At 58.5% G+C, this 15,803-nt stretch carries 16 protein-coding genes; 8 read left to right on the top strand and 8 right to left on the bottom strand.

All coding sequences use genetic code 11. From position 1 onward, the window contains the following. Positions 1-240: 240 nt before the first annotated feature. A complete protein-coding gene (locus tag HBA49_RS04105) occupies positions 241-1,203 on the top strand; it encodes a YbjN domain-containing protein (RefSeq protein WP_005526301.1) in 963 nt (320 codons plus the stop codon). Between the two features lie 16 nt (positions 1,204-1,219). Here the strand turns inward: HBA49_RS04105 and HBA49_RS04100 are convergent, their stop codons facing one another. After that, entirely contained in the window at positions 1,220-1,747 is a 528-nt protein-coding gene (locus tag HBA49_RS04100; protein ID WP_005526017.1) for a hypothetical protein, read from the bottom strand. Positions 1,748-1,869: 122 nt separating this feature from the next. After that, complete coding sequence (locus tag HBA49_RS04095; RefSeq protein ID WP_005525911.1) at positions 1,870-2,556, bottom strand: hypothetical protein; 687 nt, start codon at positions 2,554-2,556, stop codon at positions 1,870-1,872. Between the two features lie 210 nt (positions 2,557-2,766). Here HBA49_RS04095 and HBA49_RS04090 point away from each other — a divergent pair, with 210 nt between their 5' ends. From HBA49_RS04090 to HBA49_RS04070, 5 genes are all read left to right on the top strand, one after another. Beyond that, on the top strand, positions 2,767-3,342 hold the full coding sequence (locus tag HBA49_RS04090) for a TetR family transcriptional regulator (protein WP_005526380.1): 576 nt from the start codon (positions 2,767-2,769) through the stop codon (positions 3,340-3,342). A 9-nt stretch (positions 3,343-3,351) separates the two neighbouring features. After that, on the top strand, positions 3,352-5,919 hold the full coding sequence (glgX, locus tag HBA49_RS04085; protein WP_005525688.1) for a glycogen debranching protein GlgX: 2,568 nt from the start codon (positions 3,352-3,354) through the stop codon (positions 5,917-5,919). 100 nt (positions 5,920-6,019) lie between these two features. Continuing rightward, positions 6,020-7,354: an exonuclease domain-containing protein gene (locus HBA49_RS04080; protein WP_005526200.1), complete on the top strand. Its 1,335-nt coding sequence runs from the start codon at positions 6,020-6,022 to the stop codon at positions 7,352-7,354. Positions 7,355-7,458: 104 nt separating this feature from the next. After that, a complete protein-coding gene (locus HBA49_RS04075; RefSeq protein ID WP_146743659.1) occupies positions 7,459-8,304 on the top strand; it encodes a hypothetical protein in 846 nt (281 codons plus the stop codon). 32 nt (positions 8,305-8,336) lie between these two features. Beyond that, the gene (locus HBA49_RS04070; protein ID WP_005525894.1) at positions 8,337-9,407 is read left to right on the top strand and encodes a GTP pyrophosphokinase; all 1,071 of its coding nucleotides are present in this window, start codon (positions 8,337-8,339) and stop codon (positions 9,405-9,407) included. 69 nt (positions 9,408-9,476) lie between these two features. Here the strand turns inward: HBA49_RS04070 and HBA49_RS04065 are convergent, their stop codons facing one another. From HBA49_RS04065 to ilvA, 4 genes are read right to left on the bottom strand one after another with little or no spacing between them, the layout of a single operon-like run. After that, positions 9,477-9,869 (bottom strand): RNA-binding S4 domain-containing protein, encoded by a 393-nt coding sequence (locus HBA49_RS04065; protein ID WP_005526276.1) that lies wholly within the window; start codon positions 9,867-9,869, stop codon positions 9,477-9,479. A gap of 28 nt (positions 9,870-9,897) precedes the next feature. Next, positions 9,898-10,143, bottom strand: a complete 246-nt coding sequence (locus HBA49_RS04060; RefSeq protein WP_005526478.1) for a hypothetical protein — start codon at positions 10,141-10,143, stop codon at positions 9,898-9,900. Positions 10,144-10,154: 11 nt separating this feature from the next. Then, on the bottom strand, positions 10,155-10,817 hold the full coding sequence (locus HBA49_RS04055; RefSeq protein WP_005525800.1) for a YigZ family protein: 663 nt from the start codon (positions 10,815-10,817) through the stop codon (positions 10,155-10,157). Positions 10,818-10,821: 4 nt separating this feature from the next. Next, complete coding sequence (gene ilvA, locus HBA49_RS04050) at positions 10,822-12,102, bottom strand: threonine ammonia-lyase IlvA (RefSeq protein WP_005521859.1); 1,281 nt, start codon at positions 12,100-12,102, stop codon at positions 10,822-10,824. A gap of 203 nt (positions 12,103-12,305) precedes the next feature. Here ilvA and HBA49_RS04045 point away from each other — a divergent pair, with 203 nt between their 5' ends. Then, positions 12,306-12,785 (top strand): hypothetical protein, encoded by a 480-nt coding sequence (locus tag HBA49_RS04045; protein ID WP_005526521.1) that lies wholly within the window; start codon positions 12,306-12,308, stop codon positions 12,783-12,785. Between the two features lie 242 nt (positions 12,786-13,027). Next, on the top strand, positions 13,028-13,336 hold the full coding sequence (locus HBA49_RS04040; RefSeq protein ID WP_005526079.1) for a hypothetical protein: 309 nt from the start codon (positions 13,028-13,030) through the stop codon (positions 13,334-13,336). A gap of 43 nt (positions 13,337-13,379) precedes the next feature. Here the strand turns inward: HBA49_RS04040 and HBA49_RS04035 are convergent, their stop codons facing one another. Beyond that, positions 13,380-14,045 (bottom strand): TetR/AcrR family transcriptional regulator, encoded by a 666-nt coding sequence (locus tag HBA49_RS04035; protein ID WP_005526246.1) that lies wholly within the window; start codon positions 14,043-14,045, stop codon positions 13,380-13,382. A 7-nt stretch (positions 14,046-14,052) separates the two neighbouring features. After that, on the bottom strand, positions 14,053-15,801 hold the full coding sequence (locus HBA49_RS04030; protein ID WP_005525560.1) for an ABC transporter ATP-binding protein: 1,749 nt from the start codon (positions 15,799-15,801) through the stop codon (positions 14,053-14,055). Positions 15,802-15,803 lie beyond the last annotated feature (2 nt).

Below are 15,803 nucleotides of genomic sequence, written 5' to 3'. Positions count from 1 at the left end.
GTTTGTAAATAATGTACCGGTTTGAATTATATGAACTGGTTGGTGGTTTGGTGGAAAAATGGGAAAAGCCCTGTTGGCGCCGTTATAAAAAACGAAAGAAATTTCACACCGTTTGTCGGCGAAAGTTAGCTGTTCAGCTCTTAGTCGGAGGGTATTATGTGACGTACTTCCTGATGAGACGCATAATGCAAGCGTATCGCTCACTTATCACAACATTACATCACGATATATAGGGTAGCCATGACAGATTATAAAGCAGACTTCAACGTTCAACCGCTTGTGGTTAACGATGAGCTCGTGTTAGAAGCCATCGAGGAATTGGGCTACCGTTTTATTGCCGAAACCGGTTCCGAGCTGGCCATCGCCACACTGCATTGGCCGTATCACACATTGCAGTTGGAGTTTAGCGACGACCAATTCCGCATGTTATATGCGGAGGTGTCGTTTACTGGGAGTTCCAGCTTGTCGCGGATTAATGAGATTTCTCATGCGGTCGATGCGTGGAATTCGGAGCGGGTGAGTCCGGCGGCATATTTATCCATAGCGGACGATGCCCGTATTAATGTGTTTTTCCGCACGGGGTTGGCGATTGCTAGGCGCGCGTCGCTGGACCAGATAAAGGCGTTTATTCGGGTGGCCGCGGAATCCACGGTGGTGGCGTGTGAAACGTTTGTGGAGCAGTTCCCCGAGTTGGGGCAGCGCTCCGGGCAGGCGTCGAATAGTTTTGGGGATTTGGATTTTTCGCTTACCGACGATTCCCAGTTGCCGACGGAGCTGTCGATACCGAGGGTTCGGTCGGTGTTGCGGGATTTGGGTATAGAGAAAACCCATGGTGACGACGCCATGGTGTTGGCGTGGATCAACGATATTTTGGTGGGGTTTTTCTTGGAGTCCGGCCCAAGTCTGCTGGTAAAGGGACATTGGGATCCGGGCTTGGATCCCGACCGGGAGTATATGAAGGCCGCCTTGGTGTGCAATAAGTGGAATGAGGATAATCCCACCACGAAGGCGTTTTGCGTGACCGATGAGGACGGGTTGCAAGTACGGGTGGAGTTCGTGGCGGATTCCGGCGCCGGCTTAAACACGTCCCAGTTGATACTGAACGTGCAGATGGCGATTCATTTCATTTTGTCGGCCATTGATCGCATCAGCACGGAAATTCAGGGTCATTGCGCGGTGGCGTGGCCGGAGGACACCAACTAGCGTAACCCAGCCCCAGCTAGTCGGGGTCGGGGTCCGCCAGTGGATAGGGGACGAAGAATTCCAGGATCCAATAGTAGGCGGCGGCCAGGCAGGGGGCGACCGCATACCCGGAAATGCCGGCGTTCATGAGCGGCACGAACGGCACCACATCGCCGACGTTGAAATCGCTGGTGGCGGTAGGAATGTGATAGACGGTGATGGTGGTGAGATCCCCAAGCTTGGCAAAGAGTATCGAGCCCACGAGCGACCAGAGGGTGACCCACAGGAGCATACTGAGCCCCCGGTAGGCGAGGGTTTTCTGGTGGATGCGGGCGCTGAGGATAATAGCAAGGATGCCCGTGGTGAAGACGAACCAGAAGAATCCGGTGAATTCCACATTGTCGACCATGTTGAGTTCCAGACCACCCTGGTCGTCGATGATGGTTGCTTGATAGCGGGGCCGCAAAAGCCCCCAGATAATACTGGCCGCGGTGAAGCTACCGAGGATGGCTAAGACCACGCCGGCATAGGCACCATTGCGGGCCCGGGACTCGATGGTGGGCATCGTTATCTTTCTATGACTGCTATAGGTTATGTGGAAACGCCGAAAGGGCTATCGCTAAAGAAATCTAGCGATAGCCCACTTATGGCTTCTCTTGCCTAGGCGAGACGGTATGTCACGACAGACTAGTTACAGAACACCCACTTGCCGTTTTCCTTAGCGAAACGCTGGGTAGCAACGGTCTGGCCGTCGGCTTCGGTGCTTGCGGTAACCTGTGCGGATGCGGTCTCACCAGCAACCTTGATGTCGGTCACAGAATCAATGGTGGGCTTAGCCTTCTTGAAGTCCGGGTAGGAGTCCAGCGGCACATCCGGGATTTGGCCGAGGTCGAGTGACTTCTCGCCACCGTTTTCGTCCAGCACCTTCTTGCAGGTGTGCTGCGGGATGTAGCCCATGTAGCTGCGGAGGGTGGTTTCGGCGGTGATACCACGCACCACACCTTCGATGCTCTTGGCGTCTTCAGGCGAGGCAGGCTGGCCACCCTCCACCGGCTGGTGAGTGGTGGTGGGCAGTGCAGGCGGAGTGACGTTCTCGGGTAGTGGCGGGGCGTCGGAAGAAGCACCTTCGGCGGGCTTTGCTTCGCCAGAGGATGTGGCAGCACCAGAGGCTGCGGCGCCGCTAGCGGAGGTCGATGCCCCGCCGCTGCTGCCCTTGGAGGAGGCGGACTTATCGCTTGATGCCGCGGAGGTACCGCCGCTTGCGGTGTTGCCGGAATCGCCGGAATCACTACACGATGCGAGTACTAGAGCACTAGCAGCAATGGCGGCCACAGCCACCTTTTTCATGTTGCTCACTCGAATACGATTCTGCACTTTGAAAGTTCTCCTTAAACAAATGAGCTGTAGTCAAACCACAGCATTGGATTGCGATTCCCACCCTAACAAACACTTTTAGGATTTTTGCCAGTTCACAGCCTATTGGCAGAAACCTCCCAGTTTTTTTCGAAATCTCGAACGAAAGAACTAGGTCTCACAGGGAACCGTGAGGTTTCTTTCGTCGTAAAGCAAGCTACACTATTGGTCGTGCAGTTAAGCAAGGATTCCATCATTGCTGCCAGTCTTACCATTTTAGGAACGTTTGGTCTGGCCGACATGACCATGCGGCGGGTTGCCGCATCGCTTGGGGTGGCACCCGGCGCGCTCTATTGGCATTTTAAGAATAAACAAGCACTTATTGATGCCACCGCGCGCACGCTCTTAGCCGATTTTCTCACCTCACGCTACGACGATTTTCCCACGGCCTGCCGGGCGCTGCGGAATGCCATGCTCGCCACCCGGGATGGTGCCGAGTTAATCAGTGCGGCATTGATAGACCCAACCCTGCGGGCGGAGGTTACCAAGGTGCTGTCTGTGGCGGTGCCGGAGTCGGGGGCAGTGACCGCACTGCATTTTGTCATGGGCGCAACTGTGTTGGAACAATCCGAATATTTGCGACTGGAAACTACGGGATCGGGCGGTTCACAGTCAAATTCTTCCGGCGTGTCGGACCCAATTCTGGGGTTAGAAAATGCCCGTCAAGCTGCACGTATTCAAGCCGATAATCAATTTCAAGAAGGTTTAGGAATCATAACTCGGGGCTTGAATGAAAATCAGCGCTAAAATGGCGGCATGACTTCTGCACCGACATCTGAGCCCCGTAAGATTTGGCCCGGCGATGCTTACCCGTTGGGATCGAAATATGATGGTGCTGGAACCAATTTTGCGATATTTTCCGACATCGCGGAAAAGGTCGAACTGTGTTTAATTGACGACGATGGCAACGAAGAACGCATCAACCTCGAAGAGGTAGACAACCACACCTGGCACTGCTATCTGCCTGGGGTTTCCCACGGGCAACGATACGGTTACCGGGTACATGGCCCCTACGATCCCGCCAATGGGCACAGGTGCGATGCGAGTAAACTGCTAGTGGACCCCTACGCCCGTGCGTTTGATGGGGAATTCGATGGTCACCCGTCACTGTTCAGCTATGACATCACCAAACCATACGACATGTACTCCCGTAACACGGAGGACTCCCTTGGACACACCATGCTATCCGTGGTGGTCAACCCATTTTTTGACTGGGGTGGCGAAAAACCCCCAAACGTCCCCTACCACGAAACAATCATTTATGAGGCCCATGTAAAGGGCATGACCATGACCCACCCGGAGGTGCCGGAGGATTTACGCGGCACCTACGCCGGCATGGCCCATCCGGAGGTCATAAAATATTTCAAAGAACTAGGCGTCACCACGATTGAGCTCATGCCGGTTCACCAATTCCTGCAAGATGATAGGCTTCGGGAATTAGGATTACGGAACTATTGGGGGTATAACACCTTCGGGTTCTTCGCCCCCCACCAGGATTATGCGGCCAGCATTGAGGTGGGTGGCGCCGTCAACGAATTCAAGAGCATGGTGCGGACGTTCCATGAGGCCGGCCTTGAGGTGATTTTGGATGTGGTGTACAACCACACTGCCGAAGGCAACCATCTGGGCCCTACCATTGCGTTCCGCGGCATCGACAACGACTCCTACTACCGGCTTGTCGACGATTCGAAAGCCCACTACATGGACTACACGGGCACCGGCAACTCTCTCAATGTGCGGGACCCTCACTCGTTGCAGATGATTATGGATTCGCTGCGCTACTGGGTGGAGGAAATGCATGTGGATGGGTTCCGCTTCGACCTGGCCTCCACCCTGGCCCGGGAGCTGCACGATGTGGACCGGCTGGCCACCTTCTTCGACCTGGTGCAACAAGACCCAGTGGTGTCCCGCGTGAAGCTCATTGCCGAGCCGTGGGATGTGGGCGAAGGTGGTTATCAGGTTGGTAACTTCCCCACCTTGTGGGCGGAATGGAACGGTAAATACCGGGACACGGTGCGAGACTTTTGGCGGGGCGAACCCTCCACCCTGGGCGAATTCGCCTCCCGACTCACCGGGTCCTCCGACCTGTACGCCCATAATGGGCGCCGACCCACGGCCTCCATTAACTTTGTGACCGCCCACGACGGGTTCACCCTCAACGACCTGGTCAGCTACAATTCCAAGCATAACCTGGCCAATGGGGAAGACGATCGGGATGGGGAATCCCATAACCGGTCGTGGAACTGTGGCGTGGAAGGCCCCACTGATGACCCGGCCATCAACCAGCTGCGGGACCAGCAGCGCCGCAACTTCCTCACCACCCTCCTGTTGTCGCAGGGCACCCCCATGATTGCCCACGGTGACGAAATAGCCCGCACCCAGCAGGGCAATAATAATGTTTACTGTCAGGACAATGAACTGTCCTGGATCAACTGGGATTTCGTGAACACCAACGCGGACCTGCTGGAATTCACCAAGCGGCTCATTCGGATTCGGAAAAACCACCCAGTGTTTAGACGGCGTCGATTCCTCGCCGGCGACCCATTTGGTTTTGATGCTGCCGACCGGGATATTGCCTGGCTGGTGCCCTCCGGCAGGCTCATGACCCAAGGCGACTGGGAATTCGCCTTCGGCAAGTCCCTCATGGTGTATTTGAATGGGCGCAGCATTGTTGAGCCCGACCGGCGGGGCCAAAAGGTTGAAGACGACTCATTCCTGTTGATGTTCAACGCCCACTACGACAGCATTGACTTCACCATCCCCGGGAAACAGTTCGGGGTGAGTTGGAAGCTTATTGTTGACACCACCGAGGCCACCGGCTATCCCGCCGAGGCGAAGCATGTGTCCGCTAACGGGTCGATCACGGTACCCGCCCGGTCCATCATTATTCTGCAGCAGATCGAACTGCCCACCGCGGAAGCGGATGCGGAAGATCACGGCACCGTGGATCAGAAATCCGTGGGCGAGGTGTCGGCACCGCTCAACCTCACGGTCATGCAGCCAACTCAGGAGCCCGTGGCAGAGCCGGAGCCGGCCGTGGATACGGAAGAGCAGCAAGAGCCCAAGGCAGAGGCGGAGCCGGAAGTGAAAGCGGAAGCAGAAACAGAGGCAGCACCGCAACAACCGGAGTCGGAGGAACCCAAGCCTGCGAAACCGGCGAAACCAGCAAAATCGACGAAATCGGCAAAACCGGCGAAGCCTGCTAAGCCCACGGAACCTGCCACTGAGCCAGCCGTCGACAAGCAGGAAACCCCGGACCCGGCCACCACCGTCGACAAACCCGACGATTATTCCGCCAAGAATAATTACGGCGACGAGTCCTAACAGATAACATCTTCCGCCCCGGCACGTCAAATGATTGCGTGTCGGGGTTTATGTGTAAGCTCATATGCGGCCAACTAAATTTTGGAAGGACTTTAAGCCCATGTCTTCTATCAGCGCGTACGGTGCCACCATCGAGGTAACGCAGGCAGGCGTGTATATTACTCCATCCCGGTTGGCCCAAGCGTTGGAGCACGTCCCCCACCTGGTTCCCATCGACCGCATCACGGGCGCCACCGAACTGTCCCCACCCACCGCCTACAGTCTGGGCGAGGTAGAGCTCACCGGAACAACCGAGGTTATTCGATTCGCGCCGGGGCAGGCGGCGAACATGACGACGCTTATCGACGCCGTAACCGACGCGGTGCAGGGCAATGCCCCCGCCCTGGTGCCGGGCCTGCATTTCGTGGGGGTGGATGTGGAGACCGCCAACGCGGATTGGGGGTCGATCTGCCAGATTGGGGTGGTGCGGGTTACAGATGGCATGCAGGTGGACTCTCACGAGTGGCTGTGCCGACCCCCGGCCGGCATTGACCATTTTGATGAGGGGAACATAAGGATCCATGGGATTACCCCGGACATGGTGACCGACGCCCCCGACTTTGCGGCTGTGTTTCCCGAGGTGGTTGCCTATGTTGCGGACCAGGTGTTGGTGGCACATAACGCCCAATTCGATTTGACGGCGTTTTCCCGAGCCTGCCATGCGACGGGCACCCCGGTTCCCCACTGGAAGTTCGCCTGCTCCCTGGCGGCGTCACGGGCGGCAAAACTAGGGATCACCAGCCATCGGCTGCCGGTAGTTGCCCAGCATTTAGGCGTGGAATTGGATAACCACCATGATGCGGTGGCGGATGCGCGGGCGTGCGCTGGGATTTTCGTGCAGTTGGCGTTGCGGGCCCACGCCACCGGCGATATCGAAACCGTGTTCACCACCTTGGGGTTTAGCCTGGGAGATTTGAATACCGAGCGTATCTACCCGGTTTTGAGCAACCCACCAACCGTTACGGTTGCTGGTGGCCGGGGCCATGCCGACGGTGCGGCCGCGCCGACCCCGGCGAGGTCGGCGCCGAAATCCGCCCGGTGGGCCAAAGCCGCCACCCCCACCACGATTCCGGACCCTAACCCCGACGCGGACCCCAACCATCCGCTGTTTGGGCATGTTATTACCCTCACTGGCGATTTCGAACCCTACGACAAGGGTGAGTTGTGGGAAAAAATGGCGGCGGTGGGCGCCACCGTCGCCAAGAATGTGACGAAGAAAACAACCATGTTGGTCATGGGGCCGTGGGATAGTGTCACTTCGAAACAGAAACGTGCGGAAGAACTTATAAGCAAAGGCCAGAATATAGAAATGTGGCAGTCGATGCGGCTGTTCACCGCCCTGGGGTTGGACCCCACCGCGGATGATGCTGCCGACGATGACGAGCCGCCATTCTAGACTCAGCTCGTTCGTGGGGTTTTTGGTGATTGGTGGCCAAAACCGCGGGGATTGTAGTCCTATTTCACGACCTACATATCACCTCGTCTTTAGGGGAGTTCACCATGACAACCACCTTCCGCACCAGATCCCGCCGCCACAACGATACCTATTCCCCCACCCACTCAACATCCCCAACGGGTCCGACGCTCCCGGATGCCTCGTCGCCGCTGCTGGGGCCGGCCGCGCTTCCCGAACTTCGGCTGAGGCTGCTGGTCGCCTCCCCCGCCACCCCGGTTCGACGCACCAACGATGGGTTTTATGCCGCCCCGGCCGAGGTGGCGCTTTCCGGGAATCTTCGTGCCGGGTTTTGCTGCGGCAATCATGTGCTCAGCCACGAGTTTTTGGGCGGCCTGGAGTTGGGGATTCGGGACGCCTGGAACCGTGCCGCCGCGAACATGCTGGACGCAGAGTCCGACCATCAGGGTGTTGCCGTGCAAACCCGGCCGCTGAGCTGCCTGACCGGTAGGCACCTGCCTGGTATCCAAATCAGGTTTGCCCACTCCTCCCCCACCGCCTGGCTGGCCCATCCCCAACTGTTCGCCACCTTGTTTCATCACCTCAGTCGGGTTCTTGGGGAGGAAGCTTGTTTCTATGCCCCCAGCGATGGGCTGCTCATTGCCGCAGGCCTGAGCGACGACCGGATCGGGGTGGAATCCTGGCTGGTTGAGGAGCTACAGCCCCGGCTTGCGTGTCGGATCTACTATCGACGTGGGTTTCCCACCACCCGTGGCGGCAGCGGTGGTCTGCCACACGAGGGGCTGCTCAGTTCCGATTACCTGGCGGAACTGCGTGATCGGCGGCGCGCCCACCGCCGCACCAGGTGGGATGTTTATGCTGGTGACGGCACCTGTGGGGAGTATGTCATCCAGGCGGATTATGATGGGCAGGATCACCAACACGCGGCATGATGATGGGTTCATGAGGTGCAGCGTGTTTTTGTATGGTGTTTGAGTTATCGACGGATTTATACCAAGGATTGTCACCGGTGACTAATTTACAGCAGCTACACCAGCGATATCAGGAGTTTTGCACCAGGTATCCGAATGCCGCGGCGGATTTCTTAGGCGCCATCGAGGATGTGCTTTCCGATGCTGGCCTCACCTACGATCATGTGACCGCCAGGGTGAAGGAATGGCGATCCTTGCGCAGCAAGTCCCGGAAGCGCCGGCCCGATGGCACACCCATGTATCCGCACCCGTGGCAGGACATTCACGATCTCATTGGGGTGCGGGTGACCACCTACCATTCCACTGAGATTCCCCGAATCATTGAGGCCCTCACCGAGGTGTTTGAGGTACGGCGTAGCGTGGACAAGACCGCCCAAACCCGCGTGTCTGGTTCGTTTGGTTACGGCTCGCATCATCTCATTTTGCGGGTGCCCCCTGCCCGGGTTGCCCCGGTGCTTCAGGCGTATGCGGGGCGGGAATTCGAGGTGCAGATCCGCACCGTGCTGCAACACGCCTGGGCCGAATTCGAACACGACATCAGGTATAAGCGCCACGGCAACACCGGAAAGCTCGCCCCGGAGGTGGACCGGGCGTTTACGCTGGCGGCGGGCCTGATCGAGCTGGCGGATCAACAGTTTGACCTGATTGCCGCGCAACAAAGCGCTACCGACACCACGGCACCCATTGATCTTGATGTGAAGTTCACCGCCGAAACCCTCCCGGGCATTATTGCGCTGCTTCACGGCAATACCATCCCCCAGTCACGCCTGGAGCATTACCATTGGCTTGAGGAGCTGCTGCACGCCCACGGGCTCACCACTGTGGCGCAGTTGACGGAGCTCATGAGCCCGGCCAATCTTGAGCGGGTGAAAACGGCCCTCCACTACACGTTCCAGCCCGGGCAGGTACGGATCATCGACGACCTGCTGCTTGCCGCTTTCGGGGAGGAGCATATCGCCAAGACGGGAACGACCGGTAATTTTCCGGCGCAGCGGCCAGCCCGGCTCCGGCATCGGCTCGCGCTCATCAACGCTGCCCAGGCCGGCGAGGGCCGGTTCAAGTGAGCTTGTGAATACACCCCCCGCCATGTGGGCATGCGTGGTCGGGCCACCCCCAACTACCCGGCTACCCGGTTACCTGCGACCCCGCAGCCGGTCGAGTTCGCGCCGTTCCTTCTTTGTGGGCCGGCCGGCACCCCGGTCGCGGCGCGGCATGGACATGAGGAGTTCCTTCGGCGGTGGCGGCGGGGAATGGTCAATGTAGCAGGTGCGGGCAATGGGGGCGCCAACACGTTTGGAGATGGTGGCCACGACTTCCACCTTCATGTTCCGGTGATCGTGCCACAGGGTGATGATGTCGCCGGGAACTACCTGCTGGGAGGGTTTCACGGTGGTGCCGTTGAGTTTCACATGCCCGGCTTTGCATTCGGCGGCGGATTGGGACCGGGTTTTTATCAGTCGCACCGCCCACACCCAGGAGTCGATGCGTACTGGTTGGGTAAACAGTGAGGTATCGAACTCTGCCATGACGCCTTTCGTTGCTGGTAAATGCTGATTAGTAATTATCTTTGTGGTTGATGATTTCTTGGATCTTGCGGTATTCGAAATAGCCGAGCAGGATGCCGAGGGCAGAGAAGAATATGAGGGTGGTCAAAAAGGTGGTAATGGAACCGCCGAGCACCCCGAGAACCAGGCCACCACCAACCCCGCCGACGACGGAGATGACGCCCCGGCGGGCGTGGCGGCGAACTTCGAGTTTCCGCTGTTCTATAGGGTTTCTTGGTCGTGGTTGTAACGTCATAAGCCCCTATTCTATTCGACCCAATCGGTGCCCGCCGCGACGAGTGTGGCCTGCCCGGCGGTGAGCGCGCTCATGGTGCCATTGAGCTGCTCTGATGTTTCGGGGTCGGTGGCGAGGGTGAGGGTGACGCCGGCGGCGGTGTAGTCGGCGGCAATGACGGTGATGTCGGTGGTAGTGCGGAGGGTCGCCTCCACCCGGCCAGCGATATCGAATGGGAGTTCGACAAGATAGAGTTCTTTACGACTGCGGGTGACGGTGGGCACGTGGGTGAGGCAGGTGAGCACGGAATCGGAGTAGGCGTGGACGAGACCGCCAGCGCCGAGTTTAATGCCGCCGAAATAGCGGACGGTAACGGCCGCGATATCGAGCAGCCCGGATCCGCGGAGGGCATCGAGCATGGGGGTGCCGGCGGTACCGGAGGGTTCCCCGTCGTCGCTGGAGCGTTCGACCGGGTTGGCGCCATCGACGTGATAAATGTAGGCGGAGCAGTGGTGACGGGCATCCGGGTAGCGGTTTTTGAGGTCGCTTATGAAGTCACGGGCCTGGGCTTCGGTTTCGATGCGGGTGATGAAGGTGATGAATTTTGAGCGTTTGATTTCCAAGGTGTGGGTGGTTTCGTGGCGGGCCGCCGGCCGCCGGTAACTATTCGCGGGGTTGGTCGCATCGGTGGGCATGAGACTAACTCACGACGAATTCGTATTCGGGGGTGCCGGGCTTGAGGTGGCGACAGTCAATGCGGGATGCGTTCATGCGTTCGACGAGCCCGTCGAAGTCGCTGGCGCGGCCGAGCTGCAGGCCGATGAGGGCGGTGCCGGTTTCCCGGTTGTTGCGCTTGAGGTATTCGAAGAGGGTGATGTCGTCGTCGGGGCCGAGAATGTCGCTGAGAAAAGACCGGAGCTGGCCGGGTTCCTGGGGGAAATTGACGAGGAAGTAGTGCTTCAGGCCGCGGTGGACGAGAGAGCGTTCCACCACCTCGGCGTAGCGGAGGAGATCGTTATTGCCGCCGGAGATGATACAAACCACAATGTCATCGGTGCCGAGTTTCAGCTCGGACAGGGCGGTGACGGAGAGGGCACCGGCGGGCTCGGCGATGATGCCCTCGTTTTGGTATAGCTCAATCATTTCGGTGCAGACGGCCCCCTCAGATACGACGAGGGGGTGAAGCCGGCCCAGGTTTTTCTCGATGATCTGATAGTTGATGTCGCCGATGCGTTTCACGGCGGCACCATCGACGAAGGGGTCTACTGCGTCGAGGGTGACGGGTTTTTCCGCCTTCAGGGCGGCGTTGAGACTGGGCGCGCCGGCGGGCTCAACTCCAACGACTGCGGTGCGGGGGGACATGTCGGCAAGATAGCTGAGAATACCGGAGATGAGCCCGCCCCCGCCGACCGGCACGACAATGGTGTCGGGGGATTTGCCCATGGCGGAAAGCTGAGAGAGGATTTCTGCGGCAACGGTGCCCTGGCCGACAATGGTGTCGCGGGCGGCAAAAGGCTCGATGATGGTGGCGCCAGTCTCCTCGGCATAGTCGTGGGCGGCGGCGGATGCCTCGTCAAAGTTGGCGCCGGTCACGACGAGTTCCACCATGTTTCCGCCGTGGACTTTGATGCGGTCGCGTTTCTGTTTGGGGGTGGCGGCGGGCACGTAGATGCGGCCGGGAATGCCCATGCTGCGGCAGGCGAAGGCCACCCCTTGGGCGTGGTTGCCTGCGGAAGCGGCGACAATACCGGCTGCGCGTTGGGCGTCGGAAAGCTGCGATATAGCGTTGACGGCGCCCCGGATTTTATAGGAGCGGACGTCTTGGAGGTCTTCGCGTTTCAGATAGATTTCGGCGCCGGTGAGGTGCGAAAGTCGGGGGCAGTATTGCAGTGGGGTGGGGGCAATGGTTGCGGAAATTCGCGCTTGTGCTAGTTGGACGTCAGCTGCGTGGATTTCGGTGGTCACTGCGGTTTGATTCATAGGCATACAGCTTAGCCCGTTGGTTTTCTGCATTGGTAACCAGCTTGCTTATCGACGCCCGAACCGCCAGATAGGTCACATTCAGGGGTGGACTTGGGGGATTATCACATAATAAAAGCCTGTAACTGATACGCTACAATCCGTGAGCTGAAAGCCTGTTGCGCTGGGCTTTCACCAGATTATGGAGAAGGAGAATTCCCTTGATGAACTTCCGCACAGCTTTGGGCGTGGCCGTGACTATTGTCATGACATCGGCGTCGCTGCTTGTTCCCGCCACCGCGGGCGCCCAGGAAACCACCACCACCGAGGCTTCTACCGAGGCTTCCGCTGGGCAAACCGCGACGGAAACCCCGGAAAAATCTACAGAGGCCACCACCGCCATCTCAACCCCCGACGCGCAGGATCCGAACTCAGATAGCAAGTCGGATCCGAACAAAGATCTCCAGGATCTATCTAACGACTTATCGAATAATAAGGATAAGGACAAGGATGGTTCGTCGATCACCTACGACGATAAGGGGGCCATTGAATCGGTAGGTTCAGTCACAACTGATACACTTAAATTCATCGGTGCAATCATCAAGGTTTTAGCTGGTGTTGCCGGTCTTATGGTGTTGTTAGGTAAGGCATTCCCGGCCGTGAAAGACCTGATTCACAACATAGCCCGGGGTGGGCATCTTTAAGCCCAGTTTTACCCCTAGGTAGCAGAATCTATCCTTAAGACGTAATCTGTTGGTTATTCAAGAACTTTCAGCTTTGGAGAATCATGAAACGAACCTTTATTGCGCTTGCTACCGCTCTAGCAGTCGGGGCTGGCTCTCTATCCCCGGTGTACGCGGATGTAAGAGTTCCAAACTCGCCAAGTGAGACCCAGACCCCTTCCGACAATAAGCTTTCGGGCGATGTGAAGGATAAGTCTTCGGGTGTGATTGATTCTAAGAAGATGGAAAAATCCACCCAGGATCTGCTGGATAAGCAGGACGGCAGCATGAAGTCCAGCGCCGGCCAGGATGGCAAGAATTCCAGCGAGGGCACATCGTCAAAGAACAAGAAGGGTTCCTCGCCGACCGGCAGCAGCCCCATAGATTTACTGCTGATTAGCGGGGTTGTGGGCCTCTTGGTGGTCAAGGGGTTGCAGACGCTGCGACTGGATCCGGCCACGTTCCCGCCAGAGTTGCAGGGCCTTATCCGGTTCATTAACTCCGGGGATCCGGTGCATCTGCACAGCTCTTAGGGGCTGTAGGTTTCAAAGGCGTGGCATATTTGGCCACGCCTTTTTAGGTTTTTTCTGTGGCTCGCTGCCCGAGCTGTTGCCGCAGTCCGGCGATAATGAATTCGACCTTGGCATCCAAAAATCCCCGCTGGGGGTTCCAACGGTCCCTATTATCCAGGAGGGTTTCGGCACTGAGTTCGGTGATGGTTCGCGCGACAATGTCCATACCCTCCGGGGAATGCTGCATGGCGGACATGCCGATGTGGGTGGCGAGCACGGTGTCACCAATGAAATCCAGGGCAAAAAGCGCCTCTGACCTGGCGAAACCCTGCGCCATGAGGATGCCCATGGCATGTTGAGTGAACCCCTGCACGTGGGAGAACGATTGCGTGTATTGGAATATGGTGATGTCCAGACCCGGGTATTTTTCACAAATATTCCAGGTGGTTTCCGCCCAATTGCGCAGGAGCTCCGGCCAGGGGAGCTCGTCGTCAAGCATGATCATGCTGATCTCCGCGGCGGCCTGGGCGAGGCACGCATCGACTAATGCATCGCGGCTCTCAAAGAGCCGGTACATGGCGGATGTGGCGATGCCAAGTTTGGCCGCAACAGCACCTAAAGTGAACCGGTCGATCCCCAATTCCACGGCAGCGTTAATAACATCTTCCCTGGTAAATCGGGGTTTCGGCCCGGTTTTCCGGCCAGCGCGGCGGATTCGAGTGCTGCTCATGAGCTTATTATAATTGCCAGCCCTGAGCGGCCGCCCGATGGTCCCAGAACGACCGATACGTGCCGCCACGGGCGAATAATTCCTCATGGGTGCCGATGTCCTCCACCGTGCCATCGGCCCGCAGCTGCACGATGGCGTCCGCCTTGCGAATGGTGTCCAGCTTGTGCGCAATGACAAGAATGGTCGCGGTTTCCCGCAGCTTATCGACGGCCGCCACCACGTTCTCCTCGTTCTCTGGGTCCAGGGCGGAGGTGGCCTCGTCCAGGAGCACGATCGGGGCCTGCTTCAGCAGGGCGCGGGCGATGGCCACACGCTGCCGCTCCCCGCCGGAGAGCGCCCGACCCCCCTCCCCCACCGGGGTGTCCCAGCCGCGCGGCAGCCGATTGACGATTTCCGTCACCCCGGCGAGCCGCGCCGCCTCGTGGAATTCCGCCATGGTGGCGTCCTCCCGGCCGATACGAATATTCGCTTCTAGGGTGTCATCGAACAGGTACACGTCCTGGAACACCATGGACAGGCTGGCCATGAGCTGTTTCGTGGTTTGCTCCCGCACGTCCACGCCACCAACCTTGACCGAGCCGGCGGTCACATCGTAGAACCGGCTAATCAGCCGGGCGATGGTGGTTTTGCCGCAGCCGGAGGGACCGACCAGGGCCACCATGGTTTTCGCCGGCACCGCAAACGTGATGTCCCGCAGCACCGGGGTGCCGTCCTCGTAGGAGAACGCCACATGGTCCAGGCTGATGGTACCCGGGGTGGGTTCAGGCGTGGCCGTGTCCGGCTCCGGCAGCGGCTTGGCTGTGACAACCTCATCGATGGCGTCGAGCACCGGGCGGCGATCCTCCAGGGCGGCGGCGGTGTCGGTAATGCCGGTCAGCACCTGGGTGTACCTGAGGCACAGGCCGATAAACGCAATGGCCTCCACCGGCTGCAGGGTGCCGCCCACGGCAAACTGGGCGGACATGAACATGAGAGTGACCACGATGCCCTGGGAGAAGGAGTTCCCCACCACATTGCCGGCAAGATTGAGCCACAGTTCTTTCCGTTTTGCCCGCAACCATTCCCGGTTGGCGGTAGTTAGCTCCGAATAGTTGGCGCTGCGGCCACAGGAGCGCAGGGCCGCCTGGCAGTGGGCGAATTCCACAATGCGGTTACTTAATTCCACTTCGGCGGGCTCGGAAATATCCTTCGCTTTCTTATTGAGTTTCGTCGACAACGCCACAAACAGCAGGAAGAAGGGGGTAGCCACGGTCAGCGTAATACCGAGGCGCACATCCCACGTGTAGGTGAGGACGAGCACGACGAGGCTGACCACCAGGTTACTGATGAAGGGGCTCACAAAGTGAGCGATGATTTCTCCGGCCATCATGAGTTCGGTCGACACCATTCGGGATAGCTTCCCAGCCAACGGCTTATTGAACCAGCCGAGCGGAAGCGTGGCCACCCGGTTGCCAATCATGTCGTGGGCAACCCGAATGAAGAACATGGCCACGGAGTAGCCCCGGCTGAGCTGGAAATAATTCGCCACCCCGCCGAGGACGGCTAGGCATGCCAGCACCACGATCCAGCCGGTCACCCCTAATCCCAGCACCGGCTGACCGGTCACCAGGGAGGTGATGGCCGGGAGCAGGGCGAAGATGGAGACGCCTTCGAATAATCCATAGATGGTGCTGAACACGATCACTCGGTTGAGGATGGTGCCGTCCCCCAGCATCCGGCGACACCGGGGAATAAAGTTCATTACTGCCATGTTCATTA

This window comes from Corynebacterium matruchotii, assembly GCF_011612265.2.
Lineage (GTDB): Bacteria > Actinomycetota > Actinomycetes > Mycobacteriales > Mycobacteriaceae > Corynebacterium > Corynebacterium matruchotii.
The sequence above is the reverse complement of the archived record's forward strand: the minus strand, read 5'-3'. Positions and strand labels throughout refer to the sequence as shown.

What these genes read in the sequence shown, in the direction of transcription:
- HBA49_RS04105 (WP_005526301.1), top strand. Translation starts at nt 241, where the DNA reads ATGACAGATTATAAAGCAGACTTCAACGTTCAACCGCTTGTGGTTAAC.
- HBA49_RS04100 (WP_005526017.1), bottom strand. Translation starts at nt 1,747, where the DNA reads ATGCCCACCATCGAGTCCCGGGCCCGCAATGGTGCCTATGCCGGCGTG.
- ilvA (WP_005521859.1), bottom strand. Translation starts at nt 12,102, where the DNA reads ATGAATCAAACCGCAGTGACCACCGAAATCCACGCAGCTGACGTCCAA.
- HBA49_RS04070 (WP_005525894.1), top strand. Translation starts at nt 8,337, where the DNA reads ATGGTGTTTGAGTTATCGACGGATTTATACCAAGGATTGTCACCGGTG.
- HBA49_RS04055 (WP_005525800.1), bottom strand. Translation starts at nt 10,817, where the DNA reads ATGCCCACCGATGCGACCAACCCCGCGAATAGTTACCGGCGGCCGGCG.
- HBA49_RS04035 (WP_005526246.1), bottom strand. Translation starts at nt 14,045, where the DNA reads ATGAGCAGCACTCGAATCCGCCGCGCTGGCCGGAAAACCGGGCCGAAA.
- HBA49_RS04080 (WP_005526200.1), top strand. Translation starts at nt 6,020, where the DNA reads ATGTCTTCTATCAGCGCGTACGGTGCCACCATCGAGGTAACGCAGGCA.
- HBA49_RS04065 (WP_005526276.1), bottom strand. Translation starts at nt 9,869, where the DNA reads ATGGCAGAGTTCGATACCTCACTGTTTACCCAACCAGTACGCATCGAC.
- HBA49_RS04060 (WP_005526478.1), bottom strand. Translation starts at nt 10,143, where the DNA reads ATGACGTTACAACCACGACCAAGAAACCCTATAGAACAGCGGAAACTC.
- glgX (WP_005525688.1), top strand. Translation starts at nt 3,352, where the DNA reads ATGACTTCTGCACCGACATCTGAGCCCCGTAAGATTTGGCCCGGCGAT.
- HBA49_RS04030 (WP_005525560.1), bottom strand. Translation starts at nt 15,801, where the DNA reads ATGAACATGGCAGTAATGAACTTTATTCCCCGGTGTCGCCGGATGCTG.
- HBA49_RS04075 (WP_146743659.1), top strand. Translation starts at nt 7,459, where the DNA reads ATGACAACCACCTTCCGCACCAGATCCCGCCGCCACAACGATACCTAT.
- HBA49_RS04045 (WP_005526521.1), top strand. Translation starts at nt 12,306, where the DNA reads ATGAACTTCCGCACAGCTTTGGGCGTGGCCGTGACTATTGTCATGACA.